The sequence below is a fragment of the Mycobacterium sp. DBP42 genome (assembly GCF_005924235.1).
Lineage (GTDB): Bacteria > Actinomycetota > Actinomycetes > Mycobacteriales > Mycobacteriaceae > Mycobacterium > Mycobacterium syngnathidarum.
Genome location: NZ_VCMY01000025.1, coordinates 18,089 through 39,702, shown reverse-complemented (window position 1 = coordinate 39,702; position 21,614 = coordinate 18,089). Strand labels below are relative to the sequence as shown.

The 21,614-nt window shown below is 62.5% G+C and carries 21 protein-coding genes; 16 read left to right on the top strand and 5 right to left on the bottom strand.

Going from position 1 to position 21,614, the window contains the following annotated elements:
* Positions 1 to 37 precede the first annotated feature (37 nt).
* Positions 38 to 1,045 carry an NADP-dependent oxidoreductase gene (locus E0T84_RS20750; RefSeq protein WP_171055118.1) on the bottom strand — a complete coding sequence of 336 codons (1,008 nt, stop codon included), beginning with the start codon at positions 1,043 to 1,045 and terminating at the stop codon, positions 38 to 40.
* Positions 1,046 to 1,245: 200 nt separating this feature from the next.
* Between E0T84_RS20750 and E0T84_RS20745 the strand changes: the two genes are divergently transcribed.
* The 11 genes from E0T84_RS20745 (at position 1,246) to istB (ending at position 11,964) form a co-directional block, all read left to right on the top strand.
* On the top strand, positions 1,246 to 1,647 hold the full coding sequence (locus tag E0T84_RS20745) for a nuclear transport factor 2 family protein (protein WP_138745393.1): 402 nt from the start codon (positions 1,246 to 1,248) through the stop codon (positions 1,645 to 1,647).
* Positions 1,647 to 2,084, top strand: coding sequence for a PPOX class F420-dependent oxidoreductase (locus E0T84_RS20740; protein ID WP_138745392.1), 438 nt, complete (start codon positions 1,647 to 1,649; stop codon positions 2,082 to 2,084). The genes E0T84_RS20745 and E0T84_RS20740 overlap by 1 nt, the downstream gene beginning before the upstream one ends.
* A 202-nt stretch (positions 2,085 to 2,286) precedes the next feature.
* Entirely contained in the window at positions 2,287 to 3,297 is a 1,011-nt protein-coding gene (locus tag E0T84_RS20735) for a phosphotransferase family protein (RefSeq protein WP_138745391.1), read from the top strand.
* Complete coding sequence (locus E0T84_RS32750) at positions 3,294 to 3,635, top strand: DUF6285 domain-containing protein (protein ID WP_138745390.1); 342 nt, start codon at positions 3,294 to 3,296, stop codon at positions 3,633 to 3,635. The genes E0T84_RS20735 and E0T84_RS32750 overlap by 4 nt, the downstream gene beginning before the upstream one ends.
* Positions 3,636 to 5,122: 1,487 nt before the next feature.
* Positions 5,123 to 5,533: a hypothetical protein gene (locus tag E0T84_RS20725; protein ID WP_138745389.1), complete on the top strand. Its 411-nt coding sequence runs from the start codon at positions 5,123 to 5,125 to the stop codon at positions 5,531 to 5,533.
* Positions 5,530 to 7,077 (top strand): multicopper oxidase family protein, encoded by a 1,548-nt coding sequence (locus tag E0T84_RS20720; RefSeq protein WP_138745388.1) that lies wholly within the window; start codon positions 5,530 to 5,532, stop codon positions 7,075 to 7,077. The genes E0T84_RS20725 and E0T84_RS20720 overlap by 4 nt, the downstream gene beginning before the upstream one ends.
* 52 nt (positions 7,078 to 7,129) lie before the next feature.
* Positions 7,130 to 7,885, top strand: a complete 756-nt coding sequence (locus E0T84_RS20715; protein ID WP_138745387.1) for an SDR family oxidoreductase — start codon at positions 7,130 to 7,132, stop codon at positions 7,883 to 7,885.
* A 286-nt stretch (positions 7,886 to 8,171) separates the two neighbouring features.
* Positions 8,172 to 8,837, top strand: coding sequence for a TetR/AcrR family transcriptional regulator (locus E0T84_RS20710; protein ID WP_138745386.1), 666 nt, complete (start codon positions 8,172 to 8,174; stop codon positions 8,835 to 8,837).
* Between the two features lie 423 nt (positions 8,838 to 9,260).
* Positions 9,261 to 9,461 carry a hypothetical protein gene (locus tag E0T84_RS20705; protein ID WP_138745385.1) on the top strand — a complete coding sequence of 67 codons (201 nt, stop codon included), beginning with the start codon at positions 9,261 to 9,263 and terminating at the stop codon, positions 9,459 to 9,461.
* A 470-nt stretch (positions 9,462 to 9,931) separates the two neighbouring features.
* Positions 9,932 to 11,167, top strand: coding sequence for an IS21 family transposase (istA, locus tag E0T84_RS20700; RefSeq protein ID WP_138745384.1), 1,236 nt, complete (start codon positions 9,932 to 9,934; stop codon positions 11,165 to 11,167).
* Positions 11,167 to 11,964 (top strand): IS21-like element helper ATPase IstB, encoded by a 798-nt coding sequence (gene istB / locus E0T84_RS20695; protein ID WP_138745383.1) that lies wholly within the window; start codon positions 11,167 to 11,169, stop codon positions 11,962 to 11,964. The genes istA and istB overlap by 1 nt, the downstream gene beginning before the upstream one ends.
* 220 nt (positions 11,965 to 12,184) lie before the next feature.
* On the opposite strand, the gene E0T84_RS32580 is transcribed toward istB, so the two are convergent.
* Positions 12,185 to 12,319, bottom strand: coding sequence for a hypothetical protein (locus E0T84_RS32580; RefSeq protein WP_256366548.1), 135 nt, complete (start codon positions 12,317 to 12,319; stop codon positions 12,185 to 12,187).
* A gap of 627 nt (positions 12,320 to 12,946) precedes the next feature.
* A complete protein-coding gene (locus E0T84_RS20690) occupies positions 12,947 to 13,609 on the bottom strand; it encodes a class I SAM-dependent methyltransferase (protein WP_171055117.1) in 663 nt (220 codons plus the stop codon).
* Positions 13,610 to 13,765: 156 nt separating this feature from the next.
* Here E0T84_RS20690 and E0T84_RS20685 point away from each other — a divergent pair, with 156 nt between their 5' ends.
* Entirely contained in the window at positions 13,766 to 14,386 is a 621-nt protein-coding gene (locus tag E0T84_RS20685; RefSeq protein ID WP_138745429.1) for a TetR/AcrR family transcriptional regulator, read from the top strand.
* A gap of 282 nt (positions 14,387 to 14,668) precedes the next feature.
* Here E0T84_RS20685 and E0T84_RS20680 read toward each other — a convergent pair whose 3' ends face one another.
* Positions 14,669 to 15,403, bottom strand: a complete 735-nt coding sequence (locus tag E0T84_RS20680) for a TetR/AcrR family transcriptional regulator (RefSeq protein WP_138745382.1) — start codon at positions 15,401 to 15,403, stop codon at positions 14,669 to 14,671.
* Between the two features lie 295 nt (positions 15,404 to 15,698).
* On the opposite strand from E0T84_RS20680, the gene E0T84_RS20675 reads away from it, so the two are divergent.
* The 3 genes from E0T84_RS20675 to E0T84_RS20665 all read left to right on the top strand — a co-directional run bounded on the left by E0T84_RS20675 (position 15,699) and on the right by E0T84_RS20665 (position 20,198).
* Positions 15,699 to 16,124 (top strand): MmpS family transport accessory protein, encoded by a 426-nt coding sequence (locus tag E0T84_RS20675; RefSeq protein WP_138745381.1) that lies wholly within the window; start codon positions 15,699 to 15,701, stop codon positions 16,122 to 16,124.
* Positions 16,121 to 19,003: an RND family transporter gene (locus E0T84_RS20670; RefSeq protein ID WP_138745380.1), complete on the top strand. Its 2,883-nt coding sequence runs from the start codon at positions 16,121 to 16,123 to the stop codon at positions 19,001 to 19,003. The genes E0T84_RS20675 and E0T84_RS20670 overlap by 4 nt, the downstream gene beginning before the upstream one ends.
* Positions 19,004 to 19,274: 271 nt before the next feature.
* Positions 19,275 to 20,198, top strand: coding sequence for a class I SAM-dependent methyltransferase (locus tag E0T84_RS20665; RefSeq protein WP_138745379.1), 924 nt, complete (start codon positions 19,275 to 19,277; stop codon positions 20,196 to 20,198).
* Positions 20,199 to 20,305: 107 nt separating this feature from the next.
* Here the strand turns inward: E0T84_RS20665 and E0T84_RS20660 are convergent, their stop codons facing one another.
* Entirely contained in the window at positions 20,306 to 20,764 is a 459-nt protein-coding gene (locus E0T84_RS20660) for a hypothetical protein (protein WP_138745378.1), read from the bottom strand.
* Positions 20,765 to 20,894: 130 nt separating this feature from the next.
* Here E0T84_RS20660 and E0T84_RS20655 point away from each other — a divergent pair, with 130 nt between their 5' ends.
* Entirely contained in the window at positions 20,895 to 21,536 is a 642-nt protein-coding gene (locus E0T84_RS20655) for a TetR family transcriptional regulator (RefSeq protein WP_138745377.1), read from the top strand.
* Positions 21,537 to 21,614 lie beyond the last annotated feature (78 nt).

The window sequence follows — 21,614 nt, the reverse complement described above, 5'->3', positions numbered from 1 at the left end:
TGGCGCCGAGCGGCAACCGGCTCGGCTTCGGTGACCTTCACATCAACTCCAGTACGAGCTTGCCGACCTTGTCGCCGCGAAACAGCATCTGGAGCGTTTCCGGGAAATCCTCGACGGTTCCCTTGACAATGTGTTCTCTGACGGTGATTTGGCCGTTGTTGATCCAGCCGGCGATCTCAGCGGCGGCTTCGGCGAAGCGTGCAGCGTAGTCCGTCACCACGAAGCCCTCCATGCGCGCACGACAAACCAGCAGTGACAGATAGTTTGACGGTCCTCGTACCGGAATGTCGTTGTTGTACTGGCTGATTGCGCCGCAGACCACCACCCGCGCTCGCAGGGCCAGACATGCGACCGCGGCGTCGAGAATTTCCCCGCCGACGTTGTCGAAGTACAGGTCGATGCCGTCGGGCACCCGCGCACGAAGCGCTTCCGACACGTCTTCGGCTCGGTAATCGACTGCGTCGTCGAAGCCGAGTTCGTTTGTCACCAGGGTGCACTTTTGTCTTCCGCCGGCGATTCCGATCACCCGCGCACCTTTGAGTTTGGCGATCTGGCCGACCATGGATCCCACTGCACCCGCCGCCGCAGAAACCACGACGGTTTCACCCTCGCGCAGGGCGCCGACGTCCAGCAACCCGAAGTAGGCCGTCATGCCGGACAGTCCCAGAGCGCCGAGAAAGACGGACGAGGCGGCCAGATCGGGATCGATCTTCCGTGCGCCCTCGCCGTTGGAGACGACGTAGTCTTGGACTCCGAAGTAGCCCACGACGTGGTCGCCGGGCTGGAATTCCGGATGGTCCGATTCCGTGACCTCCACGACCGTTTGAGCTCGCATCACCTCGCCAATTCCAATGGGAGCCGAGTAGGAGCGACGATCATCGAGCCAGCGGCGCATCGCTGGATCCACCGAAATATAACGTGTCCGGGCCGCGAACTGCCCGTCGGCAGGCTGTTGAACTGGCGCCGCCACATGTCGCCAGCATCCGGGGGTGATCCAACCCTGGGGTCTGGCCGCCAGGCAGATCTGGTGGTTCATCGCGGGCATCTTGCTCCTGTCGCATTTTGTTGTCTGCATCGATGACGGGGACACATGAAGTCATGAACAGCACATCGGTGTCCGCTATCTGTAGTTGGCTCGACCGGCACTACGATCGACTCTATTGAAACATTGAATAGTTCGTGGTTTGCTTTGAGGGCGAGACCACCGCAACTTCGGTTGCGCCAGACGCCCAGAATCGAGGAGACATGCTGACAGACGAGTGTCACGCAACAGACTTCAGCGTGGTGAGCCGCATGCTGGACGCTATCGAGCAAGGCGACACCGACACACTGCGTGGTTGCTTCGCCGCGGGCGCACTCGCATGGCACAACAGTGACGAACTCGAGCAGGACGTCGAAACTGTCGTGGCCATCATCGGTCATCTGTGCGCCGTATCGACAAGCCGCGTCTACGAGGACCGCCGCGTCACGACGGTCGGTTCGCAAGCGTTCATTCAGCACACCCTTACTGCATCGCTCCACTCGGGAACCCAACTGCGCATGCCCGCAATGATGCGGATTGTGGTCAACCACGACGGCCTCGTCGAACGGATCGAGGAATACCTGGACTCCCGCGACGTCGACTGCCTCGGGGAGGAAACAGCCTGATGGCCCAAGCATTCACCGCAGCAGAAAGCAGTTACCTCAGCGATCAGGCGCTCGCGCGCCTCGCCACGGCGACGCCAACAGGCCGTCCCCACGTGGTACCGGTCAGTTTCACGCTCGACAAGGAATCGGAGACGATACACATCGGCGCGCATGTGCTTCCCGGCCGAGGCCAAAGCCGGTTGTATCACCGGCACATCGAGAACAATCCTGTCGTCGCCCTCGTTATAGATGACCTGGTGTCCACCAATCCTTGGACGCCACGCGGCATTCAGATCCGTGGACGAGCAGAGATCGTGGCCGCGGGCGGCGAGCGATTGGCGCCTGGTTTCGGTCCGATCTGGGTCCGCGTCTCCCCTAGCTGGATCACTTCGTGGGGGATCGAAACCGCTCCGTTTGAACCTCCGCACAGTCGCGCCGCGGCCGCCAGTGAAACGTGAAGCGACACATTGCGCCAACGGCGCCGCAGGCCGACGGCGCAACAGCTCTTCGCTTCGTCATCGACATACGCGCGTTTTCAGGTCTTCTGGCTTGCCGGCTGTTATTCAGAAGCCCACGCATCACCATGCCCGGTCGTTGGCGTGCAACCACCAGCGGTGATACTCGGCGATCACACGTGGGCGAGTTCATGGTCAGCGAACGATGAGCAGCGCCACACTCGCCCACAGGCTAACAACGGTCCTCCGACCAATTCTCGGATCTGACGTCGCGGTGACTGACCTCAGCGTAGTCACCGGCGGAGCCAGTCGCGACACCTGGGCGTTTGACGCCGTCATCGGCGAGCACCGTCGACCATTGATCCTGCGTACCGGGCCGGCCAACGCCCCGGCATCAGATCTGAGTTTCCAACAACATGCGAGCATGGAACTCGAAGCGGCCGTCCAGCACCGTGCGGCCCTGGCCGGCACACCGGTGCCCACCATCATTACTGCGGACGATTCCCTTGCCGCACTGGGGAAACCGTACTTGATCTGCGAAGCGATAGCCGGTGAAACGATCGTGCGGCGGATCCGCCGTCAACTCGACAAGGCAGACGAGGGCGCATACGACCGGCTGCTCCGGCAGTGCGCAGAAGCGCTGGCGGCTATCCATCGTGCTGACACAACCGGGATAGCACTGCAGCAAAGTGACCCACTCATTGAATTGCGGGCACGTCTGGATGGCGTAGGCGAAACCACAGCTGCCTTTGAGTGGAGTATGCGCTGGCTGGCCGCAAACCGGCCACCACCATCGCCGCCGGTGCTGGTACACGGCGACTTCCGCATGGGAAACCTGATCATCGACGGTGGCGCGCTCTCGGCAGTGCTGGACTGGGAACTCGTACATGTCGGCGAGGCTTACGAAGACGTGGCATGGTTCTGCATCCGGGCCTGGCGCTTCGGCGCACCCGAGCATCTCGGCGCCGGCGGACTCGGAGAGATCGAGACCTTCCTGAGCGCATACGAAGCCAGCAGCGGCACCAAGCTCGATCGGGCGAGCTTCCGATGGTGGCTCGTCCTGGCCACACTGCGTTGGGGAGCAATCTGCCGCTATCAGGCCGAACGTCACCTGAGCGGCCAGACTCGCTCAGTAGAACTTGCCGCGATCGGCCGGCGCGTCTGCGAAACCGAATGGGACCTACTCACGCTGTTAGATGAGGACGGAGCTCGATGACCCCTTGGCTTCACGGACGGCCGACCGCTTCCGAACTGGTTGCGGCAGTAGCCGAATTCCTTGAGAAGGATGTACGGCAAGCGTGCACTGGCCACATCAACTTTCGTGCTCGTGTAGCTGCCAACGTCTTACGCATCGTGGAACGTGAATTGCTCGATCGTTCTGCATCCGGGGTAACAGAAGCGCTGGGCTCGGTCGGATACGACAACGAACAGCAGCTGGCTGCCGCCATCCGTTCCGGTGCTCTCGACAACCGCTCGGACGACGTCACGGCATGCCTGCGGACACTCGTGCTGCACCGACTCGGCATCGCAAATCCCGGCTACGACCGACGGTGATGCAGGACTTTTCGCCTACTCAGAAAGCTCCATGCTCATATGATCTGCGACGCATTGCTCGTCAGACCATCCACCAAACGGGGCGGGTAGCCGGCGCCACCGCCCAGATGGACGAGTCAGGCGCATCAACTTCCAGGAGTGCCTTCACGTGAATTCGATCTGCAAGAAGGCTCGGCCAGCGTGACTGCTGAAGCAGCACGACCACTCGGTCCTCCCCCAGTGTCACGCCGTTATGCCCAGACGGCCGGCGACAGGAGACAGGAGCGGCAGATTGGGCAGGTGCAGTCCATCAAGAAGATATTGGCCGTGGGCGGCACTGGCCGCAATGTCGCGGCGACGCAGCGGGGTTCGCGCCGCCTCGCCCGGTTCCGTTGGCGCAGTCTGCCTGGGCCACCGGCTCGGTATTGGCCTTCCAGGCACCCGCGCAGCGAGATAAGCAGCACGACAAACAATTTGGTGCATCGAATGGGATGCTGCTGCAGCGGAGTTGATCCATTTCAATTCTTGGCCCAAACGAAGGAGGGCAGCGACCCCATGGCTTACCGAATGTGAAGGCCTTCGTGGCAGAGTGTTGGTGCCGTACAACGTGATACTTCATCTTTTCGGCCATTGCAGACCGTTGCCGGTGTCGTCGAAAACGGTCGACTCGGCATGCGAACAGCTCCAATCCCATTCGATTTCTTGCCGGCGGAACCGGCGGTACCACCACGCGGGATGTTGACGAGCCCTTACCTTCAACTGCCGAAATTCGACGTCTTGCAGCCAGAGCAGCGCTGGGAGGATGCATGACGATGCATCACTACTTTCCCACCGTAACGGCCTCTTGAAGGCCATCATCATTGATTCGAGCCAGGCTCACACCGACGCAGTGGCTGCGGCCGCACCCGCCGATGACTGCGCCATGAAGGCGATCCGTCGTGTCACCAACGCGCTGTTGTCTCTCGGCGATCAGACTACGGTCCTGTTCAATCATCGCGCGCCCGGCCAAAACATGGCCCCCACTGCACTGTTGAGCAACGGCCGGCTCACGGCCCTGATCCAACGCGGCCAGGCCCGCAGGATTGTTCAACTCTGCACTGAGCCCACAATGGATTTAGCACGCCCTTTACGGGCTGATCATGTCAGCCTCCCGCGCCGTCAGAGACGGACTGGCACCCCGGCACGCTGCCACATCCCGCGGTGATCGAGACCTTCCAACACGGGATCTGCACGCCGAACTAACCCGATCCCACCTCAGCAACCTTCGTCACACAGGAACATCTTGCCCCAATAAAGTCAACGCTTGTACACTTTTGTTAAAGTTGTTGTCGCCCGTCGACGGCCCGGCGCCCGTCAGCTTGTGCAGCGCCGAAAATTGTGATGCTGCCGCCCCACGACGTGCACTGATCCGGCCTCTCAGGTGAGAATTCGCCTGGCACGCCGCCCGCAGAGCCACGGAAAGGTTGAACGCGGCAATGGTCGCTGAACGTGTAGAAGTAGAGGCGCCCATGCCCGTCGCGTCACACTGGCAGTACCTGGCGGCCAGGACAATCACCGCGGCGCTGGTGGTGCTGGTGGTCATCCAGGCCGCGCTGGCCGGCAATTTTCTCGGCGGCCACTATGACGCACTGATGCTGCATTCGCTCGGAGCGAGGGCCACTGAGATTCTCGCACTCCTCCAGCTCGTCGCGCTGGTGTTACTGCGCCGAGCCGGCGGTTCCTGGAGCCTGGTTGCGATGGCGGGCTTGATCATGGTGGTGGTGATGGTCCAGTCGGCCACGGGACTGTTCCGACTGACCGGGCTGCACGTCCCGCTCGGCGTACTGCTGATCCTCGGCATCGTCCAAGTGACGCTGTGCGTGTGGCGGCTGCCGTTGCCTGGGCGTGCCAATTCAGAACGACAGGACGCGGCGCTGTGAAACGACGGACCCTGCTGCAGCTCGGCGCTGCCGCAGCGGGGTTGGGCGTCATCGGTGCGACCTGGCCCGAGGCGTTCGTCGGCCCGGCCGAGCCTGGCCGTTTGCTGCGCAGCACTGCTCGGTTACCGCAGCCCTACCAGGTGCCGCTGCCGGTCCCTGCGGTGTTGCAGCCGCTGCACCGTGACGCCGACACCGACTATTACCACCTCACACAACGCGTGTCGGATTTGACGATCCTGCCCGGGCTGACCACACCGGCTTGGACCTACGGCGGCACCTTTCCGGGCCCGACCATCGTGTCGCGGTCGGGCCGCAAGACCACAGTGCGCCACCACAACACCCTGCCGGTACCGGTCGCGGTGCACCTGCACGGCGGACACACCCCCGCCGCCCACGACGGGTACCCGCTCGATCTGATCCTCCCCCATTCCGGCATACCCAGCGCGGGCATCTCTCATCCAGGCATGGATCACAGCGCGATGATGCGCGATACCGTTGTCGGGCAACGCGATTACACCTACCCGATGCAGCAGCGAGCATCGACACTGTGGTACCACGACCACCGCATGGACCACACCGGCGAATCCGTATGGCGGGGGCTGGCCGGACTCCACCTCATCTACGACGACGAGGAAGACGCCCTTCCCCTGCCCCGGGGACACCGCGATATTCCGCTGATGATCGCCGATCGGTCTTTTGCCGCCGACGGCTCCTTCCAATACCCGCTCAACCAGGACGGCATGGTGGTCGCCGACTACATGAACGGCGTGCTGGGTGACGTCATTCTGGTCAACGGCGCGCCGTGGCCGGTGCTGCACGCCGACCCCGCCCGCTACCGTTTGCGGATACTCAACGGTTCCAACGCCCGCCGATACCGTCTGCAACTCGATCCGCAGCCGCCCGGCGGCTCAGCACTGGTCCAGATCGGCAGTGATGGTGGTCTGCTGCAGCGGCCGGTGAACCATGATTGCCTCGACATCGCGCCCGCCGAACGTTTCGATGTCGTGGTCGACTTTTCGCGCTACGCCCCAGGGACGCAAGTGCGCCTAGTCAACACCCTGGGCCAGGGCAACACCCGCGAGGTCATGCGATTTGACGTCGTCGGCCAAGACCGCGGCGACGACTCCTCCATTCCCGCGCACCTCAGCAACGGTGTCAGCCCGCTGCCTCTCGACCGTGTCGCCGCCACGCGCACCTTCAAATTCGGTCTCGGACCCAAAGGCATCTGGTCCATCAACGACATGGCCTACCAGCCCGGCCGACCATTGGCGCGCCCACGCCTCGGGGACGTAGAGATCTGGCGCTTCATCACCGACGTCCATCACCCAATCCATGTTCACCTCAACCACTTCCAAGTGCTCTCACGCAACAACCGGGCACCCGGAAGATACGACAGCGGCTGGAAAGACACCGTCGATGTGCAACCGTCTGAAGCTGTTGAAATCGCCATCCGGTTCACCGACTACGCCGGCACCTTCTTGGTGCACTGTCACAACCTCGAGCATGAGGACATGGCCATGATGTCCGACTTCATCACACAATGACGGCGAGTCACAAGCGACGATGAGCACTGCAACGGCACGATAGGAGCAAACCATGGGAGCACTGGAAGGAAAGGTCGCCGTCATCACCGGCGGCAGCCGGGGAATCGGTCTGGCCACCGCTCATCGCTTCCTCGCTGAAGGTGCCCGGGTCATCATTACCGGCCGCGACCAAAACCGACTCGACAAGGCGCTGGCCGAACTAGGCGCCAACGCCTACGCGGTCTGTGGCAACGCCGGCGACCTCGCCCACCTCGACGAACTCTATGCGATAGTCTCGGCCATCAGCGGGCACCTCGACATCGTCGTTGCCAATCCCGCGCTGCGGGTGTGGGCACCGCTGGCCGAGACCACACCCGCCGACTTCGACGCCGCGTACGGCGTCAATGTCCGCGGCGTCTTCTTCACCGTGCAAAAGGCGCTGCCCGTGTTGCGCGACGGCGCATCAGTGATCCTTGTCGGATCCACCTTGGCCCACCGAGGCCAGCCCGGTCTGAGCCTCTATGCCTCCACCAAAGCCACGCTGCGGTCATTCGCCCGAACGTGGTCGGCCGAACTGGGCCACCGGCGAATCAGAGTCAACCTTCTGAGCCCCGGCGCGGTCGATACCGGGCCGCCCGAAGGCAACGTCGGGCCGCAAGCAGCGCACGCTGCTCTCAATCGACGGCAGGCCATCATCAACACCGCGCCTTTGCAAAGAACGGGCCAGCCCGACGAAATCGCGTCAACGATCCTCTTTTTGGCCAGTGACCAAAGCAGCTACATCACCGGCGCCGAACTCGTCGTCGACGGCGGTCTGACAGTCATCTAGCTCGACATGTGCTGATATCGCCAGAGTTGCCGGTCGTGATTCGGACGGAACTTGGACAGGGAGCGGACCTGAAAAGGCGCGGTGCTCGGGTAACCCAGCACCAGGTGAGCGGTTCCGCCGAACATGGTGTAGAGCCAGTAACGTTGCTCTCGTCTCCAACCTGATCGTCGTTGGTGATGCGGCAAGTGATGGATTCACCGGCACCCTGGACAAACGCGTTGCGGACGTACCTCACGCTAAGCGGAAAAAGTTTTCCACTTACGTGTGAGCGAACTACACTCCTCACGTGGACACCGCTGAGCGCAAGCGTCGGCCGCTGAGAAAAGACGCTCTGCACAACCGGCAGCTCATCATCGAGGCGGCACGCGAGCTGTTCGCAACACACGGCCTGGAAACAGGCCACAACGAGGTGGCCCAACACGCCGGAGTCGGTGTAGGCACGATATATCGCCGATTCCCCACCAAGCAGAGCCTCATGGACGCCATTTTCGAAGACGGCATCGACGAGATCGCTGCTCTCGCTGAGGCCGCGTTGAGCAGGGAGGACTCCTGGCACGGCCTGCTGTTCTTCATTGACGAATTGTGCGCACGGACCGCACGCGACCGCGGACTGCGAGAGGCGATTTTCCGTCGCGCCGACGGAGGCGACCGGATCGAAGCCGCCCGCCTCCGGCTCGACCCTCTCCTGGCCAAAGTCGTCGACAGAGCCCGCGCCGACGGTCACCTGCGCCCAACCATCGACCCTACTGACATGCCATTCGTGTCGATTATCGCGGGCGCCGTCACCGAATTCGCCGGCGGCTTCCAACCCGAAATGTGGCGGCGCTACGTGGCGATTCTTCTCGACGGCATGCGCACCCGACCGGGACAGCTCGCGCTGCCGGTGGAAGCGCCGACCGCCGAGCAACTCAACGAAGCGATGCGCAACCGGGACGCTGCCTCGCGGCGTTGACCACACGCTGCTGAGAGCGCCTCGCCGGATGCTCAGCTCTCTTGCGAGAGGGGCTCGACGATGACACTGGGCGCGTGCTGGAATCCTCACCGACTGACCTCGCTCCCCTTGAAGTCGCCATCTCGCTGCATGCACGCGGTGAGGAAATAGACCTGCGCCTGGTCGAGACGAGGCTGACACAACTGCGTGAATGGGCCGCAGTCTCAGCTCGCTCCGATCAAACTCAAGTGCGCTGGGTACAGGAAACCTACTGCCACGCCACTTCCGCTACACGGCAACCCGCCACGGACGACAAGTGCAGCGCTTCTACGGAACGGCGCTGGCCGACACCCTAGTGATGCGCGAGATCCCGCTACAGTCCCTCGACACCGTCGTCACGCACTCGAAGCACTCGCAGCCGAGTCGTGGCCGGATGACGGCCGGTTGCGCACCAAGGTCAACGAAGTCTTTATCGCCCAGGACAACCTTGACTCTTCACTGGTGGGCGCCGAGGACACGTTGATGGGCCTGGCCGACCGGTTCGACCTCGATGACGACCGCACCCCCGAACTGAAGACATTGCTGGTGGGCTACGCCGCCACCCGGGTGGCTGTCGAGTATCCTTGCCGCTTCGAAGGGCGGTGACCGGCGCGACTGGGACGGACTGGCCAGCTGGTTCGACCCCAGGACTGGCCGATCGGCCAGATTTCAGGCCGCATGGTCGACCGGTTGGGTCCCATTACCGGCGAGTGTCGGCCGGCGCGGATCTGGGCCGGGTCGGTGCTCTCGCCGAGCTCACGGGGGCTACCTACTGTCGGAGACACATCGTTGGGTGTGCTCGGGCGGCCTTTGCTCAGGCTCCCTCGCACGAGGGTGAGCCTGACCGGAGCTTTGCCGCGCGCGCCTGTTCATCAATATCGGACGTAGCCAAAATGTAGGGCCCGCCGAACAACGCACGCGCGAACAGACCGCCCTGATCAGAACTGCCCACGGCTCGCCTCTTCAGCTCGAATCTTGCCTCATGTCGACGGCAACTGAATACTGACCAGTGCGCGGCAACTGAAAATTGACCAGCTTCCTGGAGACCCTTGGCTATCGGTCAAGGGAGGAAGCGAGTGTTGAGCGTGGAGGACTGGGCAGAGATCCGGCGGTTGCGCCGGTCGGAGCGATTGCCGATCTCGGAGGTCGCGCGAGTGTTGGGGATTTCTCGGAACACGGTGAAGGCGGCGCTGGCTTCGCAGGGGCCGCCGAAGTATGAGCGTGCGCCGGTGGGGTCGGTGGTTGACGAGGTCGAGCCTAGGATTCGTGAACTGTTGGCGGCCTATCCGCGAATGCCGGCGACGGTGATTGCCGAGCGGATCGATTGGTCGTATTCGATCCGGACGCTCAGTGAGCGGGTGCGGGAGTTGCGGCCGGTGTATCTGCCGCCGGACCCAGCCTCACGCACGACCTATGCTGCCGGCGAGATCGCCCAATGCGACTTCTGGTTTCCCGATATCGAGGTGCCGGTCGGATACGGTCAGGTCCGCACCGCCACCGCACTGCCGGTGTTGACGATGGTGTGTGGGTATTCGCGGTGGGCATCCGCGCTGCTGATCCCGACACGCAGCGCAGAAGATCTGTATGCCGGTTGGTGGCAGCATCTTTCAGTGTTGGGTGCGGTGNCGCGGGTGTTGGTGTGGGACGGCGAAGGCGCGGTCGGGCGCTGNCGGGCACGACAACCTGAACTGACCGCGGCATGCCAGGCGTTTCNTGGCACGCTGGCCACCAAGGTGCTGATCTGCAAACCGGCCGACCCTGAAGCCAAAGGCTTGGTGGAACGTTTCCACGACTACCTTGAACGCGCGTTCCTGCCGGGGCGGGTATTCGCCTCACCGGCGGACTTCAACACCCAGTTGGCCGACTGGCTGGTGCGAGCCAATCACCGCCAACACCGAGTGCTGGGATGCCGCCCGGCCGACCGGATTGACGCCGACAAGGCGGCGATGCTGGCGTTGCCGCCAGTCGGGCCGAGTGTGGGATGGCGCAATTCGACACGGCTGCCGCGCGATCACTACATCCGCTTGGATAGCAACGCCTACTCGGTGCATCCCGGCTCGGTCGGGCGGCGCATCGAAGTCACCGCAGATCTGGAGCGGGTCCGAGTCTGGTGCGCTGGCGCCCTGGTCGCCGACCATGGGCGGATCTGGGCCAAACACCAGACGATCTGCGATCCCGAGCACCTTGATGCTGCCAAGCTGCTGCGCCGCAACCGCTTCGAGGTCCTCACCGTGCCCGCTCACGTCGAGGTCGAACAACGCCGGCTGGCCGACTACGACACGGCACTGGGCCTAGATGGACCGGTGGCGTGATGGCCGCCAAAGCCACCACCAGCAGCCGGGACGTGACCGCCGAGCTGGCGTTTTTGACCCGGGCCTTGAAAGCGCCCACCCTGCGCGAGGCGGTGGGGCGGCTTGCCGAACGTGCCCGCAGCGAGACCTGGAGCTACGAGGAGTTCCTGGTGGCGTGTCTGCAGCGTGAAGTATCTGCCCGTGAATCCCATGGCGGTGAAGGACGCATCCGAGCTGCCCGCTTCCCGTCGCGGAAATCATTGGAGGAGTTCGACTTCGACCATGCCAGAGGTCTCAAGCGTGACCTCATCTCCCATCTGGGCACTCTGGACTTCGTCACCGCCAAAGACAACGTGGTGTTCCTCGGCCCGCCGGGAACGGGGAAAACGCATCTGGCAATCGGTATCGCGATCCGGGCATGCCAAGCCGGGCACCGGGTCCTGTTCGCCACCGCGTCGCAATGGGTCGATCGCCTGGCCGGCGCTCACCACGGAGGCACGCTGCAAGCCGAACTCGTCCGACTGGCCCGCTACCCACTGCTCGTCGTCGACGAAGTGGGCTACATCCCGTTCGAGCCCGAGGCCGCCAACCTGTTCTTCCAGCTGGTGTCTTCGCGTTACGAGCGGGCCAGCCTCATCGTCACCTCCAACAAGCCCTTCGGACGCTGGGGCGAGGTCTTCGGTGACGACGTCGTCGCTGCAGCCATGATCGACCGTCTCGTGCACCACGCCGAGGTCATCGCACTCAAAGGAGACAGCTACCGCATCAAAGACCGAGATCTCGGCCGCGTCCCCACCGTCACGGCCGACGACCAATGAACCCCAAGCTGGTCAATTTTGGATTGCCGACAGCTGGTCAGTTTTCAGTTGCCGTTGACACCTCACAGGCGCCGTTGGTCCGAGTGGCCGCTGACGGGCCACGCGACTCGGCGGGAGGGGTGTGAAGGATCGCATGGGAACTGTCGCTCAGTGAGCATTATCAGCGATGTCCCGGATCAGAACACGGTACGCCCGGGGGGCTCATGTGAGCTTCGGTCGCTTAGTCGTCGTCGAGTGACTGTTCGAACTCGGTCACGGCATCCAGAAGCGCGTACGTATGCCGCATTTGGTGATCGAGGAGTTGAAGGGCAGTGTCACGATCGCCGCTGGCCAGAAGTGCATCGAATTCGGACATGAAGGCCTCCGTCAACCCAATGTCCTGGCCATCGGTCACCCGTGGTCGATGGCCTGGGCGGGTCGCGTGGCAGTCGAGGACTTTTTGGTGTCGGCGCATTCTGATCAACTCCTCGACCATGCGTTGCCTGGTTTGGGTTCGGTCACTTCGCTGCGACTGGCGGGCGCGTTGCGGTTATCACTGGCACGGTGTGCCAGGACGCGACGGTGCCGATTGTGGTGTCGCCACATGTGTTCGATCTCTCGCTCAGCTCGCCGGCAGGTTCACGATGTCGGCCTCATCGGGGTAGGTACGGCCGCAAGGCTGCGGCCAGAAAATTGCACGTCTGCTCCCTCGTGACGCGTTCAGACATGTTCGTCGATCCGCGCCCAGGCATCGACGACGCCGACATGCCGTTCGTGTCGGTCACGCCGGTACCGTCACCGAGTTCGCCGGCGGTTTCCGGCCCGAGAAGTGGCGCCGCCGCTACGCGGTCATTTTCGTCGGTGGCAGACACGCTCAACCCGGACAAGCGGCGGCGCTTCCAGTGGAGGTGCCCACCGCCGACCAGTTCAGGGACGCCGTGCGCAATTGGGACGCCGCCTCGCGGTGTTGGCCACACGTTGCTGAGATCACCTCGCGGGACGCTCAATTCGCTTTGTGCGCGCCCAGCAGCCATGCCGGCATCACCAATCGGCCCTCAGCGTTTCGCTCCACCTCTGTCGTCGGTGGCGCGCCTTCGGGCATCGGCACGTCGTTGGCGTACAGCTTGGCCGACCGTACGAAATCGACCGTCCACACGGCCGCCACCGTCTCGCGCAAGTCCTCCGCGGTGAACCCGCCGGGCCCGGGTGCCTGCCCTCCGAAAGCGTGTTTGTCGAACGCCAAGACGAACAGTTTCGCTTCCGGCGCGGCCGCGCGATGGATCGCCTGCAGGTAAGCCTGTCGACGATCGACGGGAAGCGAATGGAGCAATCCGCTGTCCATCACGGTGGCAAATCGGGCGTCATAGCCATGAAAGTCGGTGAGGTCCGCCTGAGCAAAAGTGGCAGTGCTCAAGCCCCGTTCAGCGGCGGCACCTGCTGCCGACGCCACAGCGGTAGCACTGGCATCCAGACCGACCACGGTGTAGCCGCCGCCAGCTAGCGACAGCGCCAATTCGGCGTGTCCGCATCCGGCGTCGAGCACGTCACTGCGGACCTCACCCTGTTGGATCAAGGCGGCAAGCTCAGGCTGAGGTGCACCGATGCTCCACGGCGGTGCGATGTCGCCTCGATAGAGGCTTTCCCAGTCCATGTGTGGTTGTGTCACGTTGAGCCTCCTTTCCTAGCCTGTCGGTGGTTTCAACTACCGTGGCCCAATTTAGCACCACGTGTCTACTTTTGTCTTGGGTAGCATTCCCCCAGGAAACCGACGGGAAGGAAAGCCACGGTGAACAGTGCCGCGCCGGTCCCAGAGCCCGAATCGATGGCCGACTCGACCGCTGAGCGCAAGGGGCAGCGCACACGTCGGCGGATCCTTGAGGCCGCACGTGAAGTATTTGCTGAAGTCGGCTATGACCGGGCCACCATCCGAGCTATCGCAGCTGTCGCCGATGCCGACAAGTCCTCGGTCATCAAATATTTCGGCACCAAAGAGGCCCTTTTTCAGGAAGCAGTGCACTGGGACATACCAGTAACTGATCTGAACAGCGTCGGAGTGGCCACCACTACCGAACTGACCCGGGCCATGCTCACGGCGTGGGCCTCTGACCCCAACAGCCCCATGGCCGTGCTGCTACGTACAAGCATGACCAGCGAAGTAGCTGCCGACCTCTTGCGTAAACACATCACTCACGACGCCATCGATGCCATGGCGCCCACCATCGATGCACCCGATGGGCGACTGCGGGCCGCGCTGGCTAGTGCCATGCTCATGGGTATCGCCAGCCAGCGATACATTTTGCAGCTGCCCGATCTGGTCAGCGTCGACATGGACGAGATGCTGGAACTCCTTGCGCCACTGCTGCAATCGCTGCTGCGACCGCAGACGACCGCATCGCCGAAGCGCACAACCCGCGGGAAAACCCGCGGCGTCCCCCGAGGGTGACGGCCGGAGGGACCCGGCCGTGCCGAAGTTGGGAGAGATGCGGCGATCGTCGGGATCCGGGCTCGATCAGCGTCGCTGCGACCCCGAGGCAGAGTGACGAAACCCTCGGTGGATATTTCGCCAACGCTCCCGGTTTCGTTGTCGGTGATCGTCTCCTTGTCCGCGGCGATGTAGCAGGTTTCGGTGTGGGGTCGGTTGACGACTGCCCAGTCGGCGGGTTCGCATTCCCACACGCCGAACTGCGCGGCCGTGCCTAAATCGACCAAGCAGTCTCTAGTACGTCTATTGACAGTCGCCGGGTTGGGTGGCAGTTTCGTCGTCTATCGCACGGTCATCAGGGTGCTGGGGCAGTGGACGCTGTTGGCTCGCATGCCAACTGCGCATCGCCGCTTCATGCTCCTCGCTGGTCAGCGCTGCCACCGGGAGGGGCGCTTGGTCAACCCGTGATCGCAGGCCGTCGAGGAAGATTGCCACATACCGACGCCACAATTCAGGTCGACTGTCGCCGGCGAACTCGGTGACGGCACCTGCGATGATGGATACCAGGGGCAGGTCGGTGTCGCCGATATCGGCGCGAAGGTAGCCGTCGGCACTGGCCTTCTCGACGACTTTGGCGACCATCGGATCCAGACGCAGTCGCGCCGCTTCGACTCGGTCGCCGCCGTGGGCGCGACTGAGCACAGCTTCCCGCAGTCCCTGGTCCCGTGCCGTCAATTGGCACATCTCCTCAATGAAGAACACGAAGCCGTGCCACGAGTCAGACATACCCAGGGCAGTTTCCCCCAGTGCGGTGATCTCGTCGATCCCGTCCTCGAAAATGGCATCGACCAGCGCTTGCTTGGTGGGAAAGCGCCGGTACATGGTGCCCACACCCACCCCGGCGTAGTGGGCGACCTCTTTGTGCGTGGCTTCAAGACCACGCGCTGCGAACAATTCGCGTGCCGCCTCCACAATGCGCTGCCGGTTGAGGACAGCGTCTTTGCGCAGCGGTCGCCGGGGTAGTCGGCCGGTGTCCATCTGCGAAGTGTAGGTCACAAGTTATGTGGATTGACCCGGTCCACTTATTTGTTTATGTTAACCGTGCAAACGCCCCTCCGACTCCGCATATGTGGTGGCCGGCCAGTGAAAGGACCATTCCCGTTGGGCCCCAACGGGGGACGCCGAGGCGGCATGCAGGCGGTCACGAACGCTGAACTACCCGTGCCTTGCCAGTTCGATGAGCTGGACATGATCGGGGCGCAGTCCCCAATGTCGTCGGGGCCGTGCCGATCGTCGTGATGACGAGCGTTGCCTAACTTTTAGGAGGACTGCGGTGAAGGTGTTGAAAAAGTTGTGGATTCCGCTGCTCATCGTGGCCGTGGTGGTTGTCGCAGGGTTGGTGGTCGACCGAGTCCGCGGTTACTTCGGCGCGGAGGGCGCCCGGGTGACCCCGGTGAACTTCGCCAATGATCCCGAGCCCTTCGATCCCAAGGTTGTGACCTACGAGGTGTTCGGCAATGGAACCTACGCCGACATCAACTATCTGGATCTGGAAAGTCGGCCCAAGCGCGTGGACGGTGCTCCCTTGCCATGGACCCTGACATTGAAAACCACTGACCCATCAGCTTTCCCGAACATCATCGCCCAAGGTGACGGGGACAGCATCACCTGCCGCGTCAGCATCGACGGGGAAGTCAAAGACGAGAGGACCTACACCGGCATGGCCGCCCAGACCTTCTGCTTGGTGAAATCGGCATGAGCACATCAGTAAGCGAAACGCGGACGAGTGCGGAGCCGGCACCCCCGAAGGATGCGCGTGGACGGCTTGCGGTGTGGATCCGCCGACTGTCGGTGCCGATCATCCTTGGTTGGCTGGCCATCATCGCCATTCTGAACATCACCGTGCCGCAGCTGGAAGTTGTCGGTCAGCAGCAGTCGGTCTCGATGAGCTCCGACGACGCACCGTCGATGATTGCCATGAAGCGCATCGGCAAGGTATTCGAGGAATTCAATTCCGACAGCTCGGCGATGATCGTGCTGGAGGGCGAGCAGCCCCTCGGTGACGAGGCCCGTCGCTACTACGGCGAGATCGTTGACAAGCTCAAGGCTGACACCGAGCACGTCGAGCATGTGCAGGACTTCTGGGGTGACCCACTGACGGCGACCGGAGCCCAAAGCCCGGACGGCAAAGCGGCCTATGTTCAGGTGTATACCGCGGGAAACCAGGGTGAGGCCAAAGCCAACGAGTCCATTGCCGCGGTACAGGACATCGTGGCCAGTGTCCAGGCCCCGGCCGGAGTGACCGCCTACGTGACCGGGCCGGCGGCCCTGACGGCTGATCAGCAGATCGCCGCGGACCGAAGCTTGAAGCTGATCGAGGCAGTGACATTCACGATCATCTTCGTGATGCTGATGCTTGTCTTCCGCTCGATCGTCACGATGTTCTTGGTCATCGCGATGGTCGTGGGGTCGTTGTTCGCGGCGCGAGGAGTGGTGGCGTTCCTCGGCTACCACCAGATCATCGGACTCTCAGTATTCGCGACCAATCTGTTGGTGACCCTAGGCATCGCGGCCGCCACGGACTACGCGATCTTCTTGATCGGGCGCTATCAGGAAGCCCGAGGTTACGGACAGAGCAGAGAACAGGCGTATTACACGATGTTCCACGGCACCGCGCATGTGGTGCTGGGTTCGGGTCTCACGATCGCAGGTGCGACGTTCTGCCTGCAATTCACCCGGCTGCCCTACTTCCAGACGCTTGCTGTGCCTCTATCGATCGGCATGGTCGTGATCGTTGCCGTGGCCTTGACCCTGGGTTCGGCAATGGTGGTGGTAGCCAGCCGCTTTGGTCTGCTGGAACCCAAGCGAAAGCTACGGGTGCGGGCATGGCGCAGGATCGGTGCCGCGGTGGTGCGCTGGCCCGGCCCCATCTTGATCGCCACGATTGCGCTCGCATTGGTCGGTCTGCTGACCTTGCCTGGCTACAAAACCAACTACAACGACCGCAATTACCTGCCCAAGGACATCCCAGCAGCCGAAGGGTACGCCGCCGCGGAACGCCATTTCGACCCTGCCCGATTGAATCCGGAGTTGGTGATGGTCGAGAGCGATCAGGATCTCCGCAATCCGGCCGACTTCCTTGTCATCGAAAGGATCGCAAAGGCGATCTTCGGTGTCGACGGTGTCGCGCGAGTGCAGACGATCACTCGTCCGCAGGGCACGCCGATCGAGAACACGTCGCTCGCCTACCAGATGGGCATGCAGGGTGTATCGGGACAGCTCAACAAGAAGTACCAGGAGAATTTGCTGGCGAACACGCTCAAGCAGGCCCAGGACATGGAGAAGAACATCGCCGACATGGAGCGGATGTCAGCTATCACCACTGAGATGGCTGGGCTCATGCAGGAGATGGTTTCCAAGATGGACACCATGGTGGGCAGTATCGAAGACTTGCGTGATGGCATCGCCGATTTCGACGATTTCTTCCGGCCGTTCCGTAACTATCTCTATTGGGAGCCGCACTGCTTCGATATTCCGGTGTGCTCGGCGCTGCGATCGGTGTTCGACACCCTCGACGGCATCGACACGATGACTGCCGATTTCAAAGAACTCACTCCGATCATGCATCGCCTCGCGGCGCTGATGCCCGAAATGGTGACGCTGATGCCGTCGATGATCGAGAACTTGAAGACCCAGCAGGCAATGCTGTTGACTCAATATGCAACTCAGAAGGGCCAGCAGGATCAGCAAGCCGCGATGCAGGACGACCAGAACGCCATGGGCGAGGCATTCAACGAAGCGCGCAACGACGACTCGTTCTATCTGCCGCCGGAGGCGTTCCAGAACGCCGAGTTCAAGCGCGGCATGGACATGTTCTTGTCGCCCGACGGACATGCCATCCGTTTCATGGTCACCCATGAGGGCGATCCGATGTCGTCCGAAGGTATTTCGCGCGTCGAGCCGATCGAGAACGCCGTCGCGAAGGCGATCAAGGGATCACCATTGGAAGGCTCCCGGATCTACATGGCCGGCACCGCATCGATGTTCAAAGACATGTCGGACGGCAATCGCTACGATCTGATCATCGCCGCGATCGCGGCGCTCAGCCTGATCTTCATCATCATGGTCATCATCACAAGAGCTGTCGTTGCCGCGGTGGTCATCGTGGGCACCGTAGTGCTCTCGCTGGGCAGCGCCTTCGGGCTATCTATCCTCATCTGGCAGCACCTCCTGGGTATCGAGCTGCACTGGATGGTGCTGGCCATGTCGGTCATCATTTTGCTAGCCGTCGGAGCCGACTACAACCTGCTGGTCGTAGCGCGGCTCAAGGAGGAGATCCACGCCGGCGTGAAAACCGGGATCATCCGGACCATGGGCGGTAGCGGATCGGTCGTGACCGCTGCCGGGCTTGTGTTCGCGTTCACCATGATGGGTATGTCGGTCAGTGCGCTGACAGTGCTCAGCCAGGTGGGCACCACCATCGGCTTGGGCCTGCTGTTCGACACACTGGTGGTGCGGGCATTCATGACCCCCTCCATCGCGGCGCTACTCGGAAGGTGGTTCTGGTGGCCGCAGATGGTGCGTGCTCGTCCTACACCGCAACCATGGCCTCAGCCAACGCAATTGACATCGGTCTGACCGGAGGAACGACACGAGATCGTGCCGCAATCGATTAGCACATGGCGACGCGGGTCTGCCCGACAGCCGCAACGAAACGCGAACTGTAACAACAGTCCTGGATACGTTCCGCTGAACATGCTGCGCCTGGGCAGCGATACAGCGCGCTATCACAGACTCCCGGTGGGGCGCAATCGAGAAGCGAACCCGTGCGGGTTGGAAGGCGCACCGTCTCGCACCGATCGGTGACGTGAGCTAACGCCGCTAACGACAATGTGAGGAGATGAGGAGTATGGCCCGCACAGAAGATGACAGTTGGGACCTTGCCAGCAGCGTCGGAGCGACCGCCACAGGTGTGGCGGTTGGCCGCGCACTCGCTAGTCGCGGCGAGGACCCTCTGATCGACGATCCTTTCGCCGAGCCCCTCGTCAGGGCGGTCGGGGTGGATTTCTTCACCCGCTTGGCCACCGGTGAACTCGACCCGGCCAGCGTCGATGACGGAATCGAGTTCGGAATGGCCAGAATGCGAGACATGATGGCAGTTCGGACCCGGTTCTTCGACGACTTCTTCATGCAGTCAGTGCGCAACGGGATCCGCCAGGTGGTCATCTTGGCTTCGGGCCTCGACGCCCGCGCCTACCGACTGCCGTGGCCACATGGCACTGTTGTATTCGAAATCGACCAACCGAAGGTTCTCGATTTCAAAGCCAAGGCACTCAATGACATGGGCGCGATCTCGATAGCAGACCGTCGAGCTGTTCCTGTTGACCTGCGACATGATTGGCCAACAGCTCTGCGGTCAGCCGGCTTCGATCCGACTCGTCCGGTTGCCTGGAGCGCTGAGGGACTGCTGCCCTTCCTGCCGCCGGAAGCTCAAGATCAGCTACTCGACAACATCACAGAGTTGAGCGCCGCAGGTAGTCGGCTGGCATCGGAAAACGTCGCCAACGCGGCCCAGACCGTGACCGCACTGCAAACTCGGATGAAGGAGGCTATCGACAGCTGGCGCAGGCACGGTTTCGACATCGATATGGACGATCTCTGGTACGCCGGCAACCGCAACGATGTCGTCGACTTCCTCAGTGCTCGGGGATGGCATACAACTGGTGCAAGAGTCGCTGAACTCATTGCCGCGCAGGATCTTCCATTGAATGTAGATACTGACGAGACAGATCCATTGAATGTGATGGGGTATGTCACGGCCACACGCATGTAGCGTCAACCAATGCCGCACGCCCGCAGGCTCTCCGGGACCAACCGTTAGCGACGTCGCTCTCGATCAGATAGGGGTTCCCGCCCACGGCATCGATGCCGACGCCGATCTTATTCCAAGCATCGCCGTCGGCGCGCGATGCGGCTTCGCGCCGCAACGACGGCGATCCCGACGTAACCGAACGACGTGGCTGCTAGACCGCCAACCACGGGAAAGACATATGCGGGCCGGCTCTTATCGAACCGGGTATTGAATGCCAAGGGTAGGAACGCATTCGGATTAATCCATGACCCTGCGGCAAGCGCCACTGTGGTCCCGCGACCAGCGTTGGGAACCGCAAGACCACACACGACGTTGAACGCGCCGGCCATCATCAGCTCGAGATGCCATTGGCGGATCCGATTCGGCGCTCGCACACCGACTCTGCGCATGGTCGCCGGTTGTTCCACGACTGCTGCATACACCCAGCCGCTCAACACACCCACAGCAAGTTCGATCAGGCCACTAACGACGAGAGCCGACGGCGGGCGCGTAGAACAGCGCTGCTGCACCGCAAACTGAGTGTTCATACTGACCAGCCCTCCTCTGAAGAATCCAAGTGCGCCCTGGTTGTCAGCCCCGAGCCTTCATCTGTCACCACTCGTTGATAGATGAAGGCAAACCTAATCATCTGTCCACGAGCGTGTCAAGATGTCTGTTATGACCGAGCGCCGCAACTACGGCGGGCTGACTGGAACTGAGCGGGCAGCTGAACGCCGCCGACGTTTCATCGCTGCCGGCCTACAACTGATGGGCACCAACGGCGTCGCCGCGACGACGCTGCGGGGGGTGGCCGCGCAGGCTGGTGTTGCAGCGCGTTACTTCTCCGAATCATTTGCGTGCATTGATGACTTGCATGTTGCGGTGTTCGACGAGATCGTCGCCGAAATCGAGGCTCGCGGCATGGCGGCCATCGCGGTAGCACCGGATAAGCCCAAAGCGCAGGCGCGCGCCGCCCTAGGTGCGGTGACCGATCTGCTACTGGATGACCGCAGGAAAGGGCAGATCGTCCTTATCGAATCGGGCACGTCGCCGGTCCTGGGCCCACGTCGGCTGGCCGAGGGCCACCGTTTGGCCACCGTAGTCGGGGCAACGGCCAGCAACGCTGCCAGAGCGGAGCTTGTGGACCTGCAACTCACCGCACAGTTCGCACTAAACGGTGTCGCCGGTGCCCTCACTTGTGTGTTTACTGGCGAGATCGAAGTTGACCGCGAGGATCTAGTGGAGCGGCTCACCGATCTCTTGTTTACAACGATCAACGGCGCTCGGTCGCCGCACAAACCGGTCTCGGTGCGTCAATAAATCTCGGGCTCACCGAGCCAAAGGCACCGGGTTGTACACAGAACCGCGCGCTATGAGTGCGAGCGGCCAAGACACCGG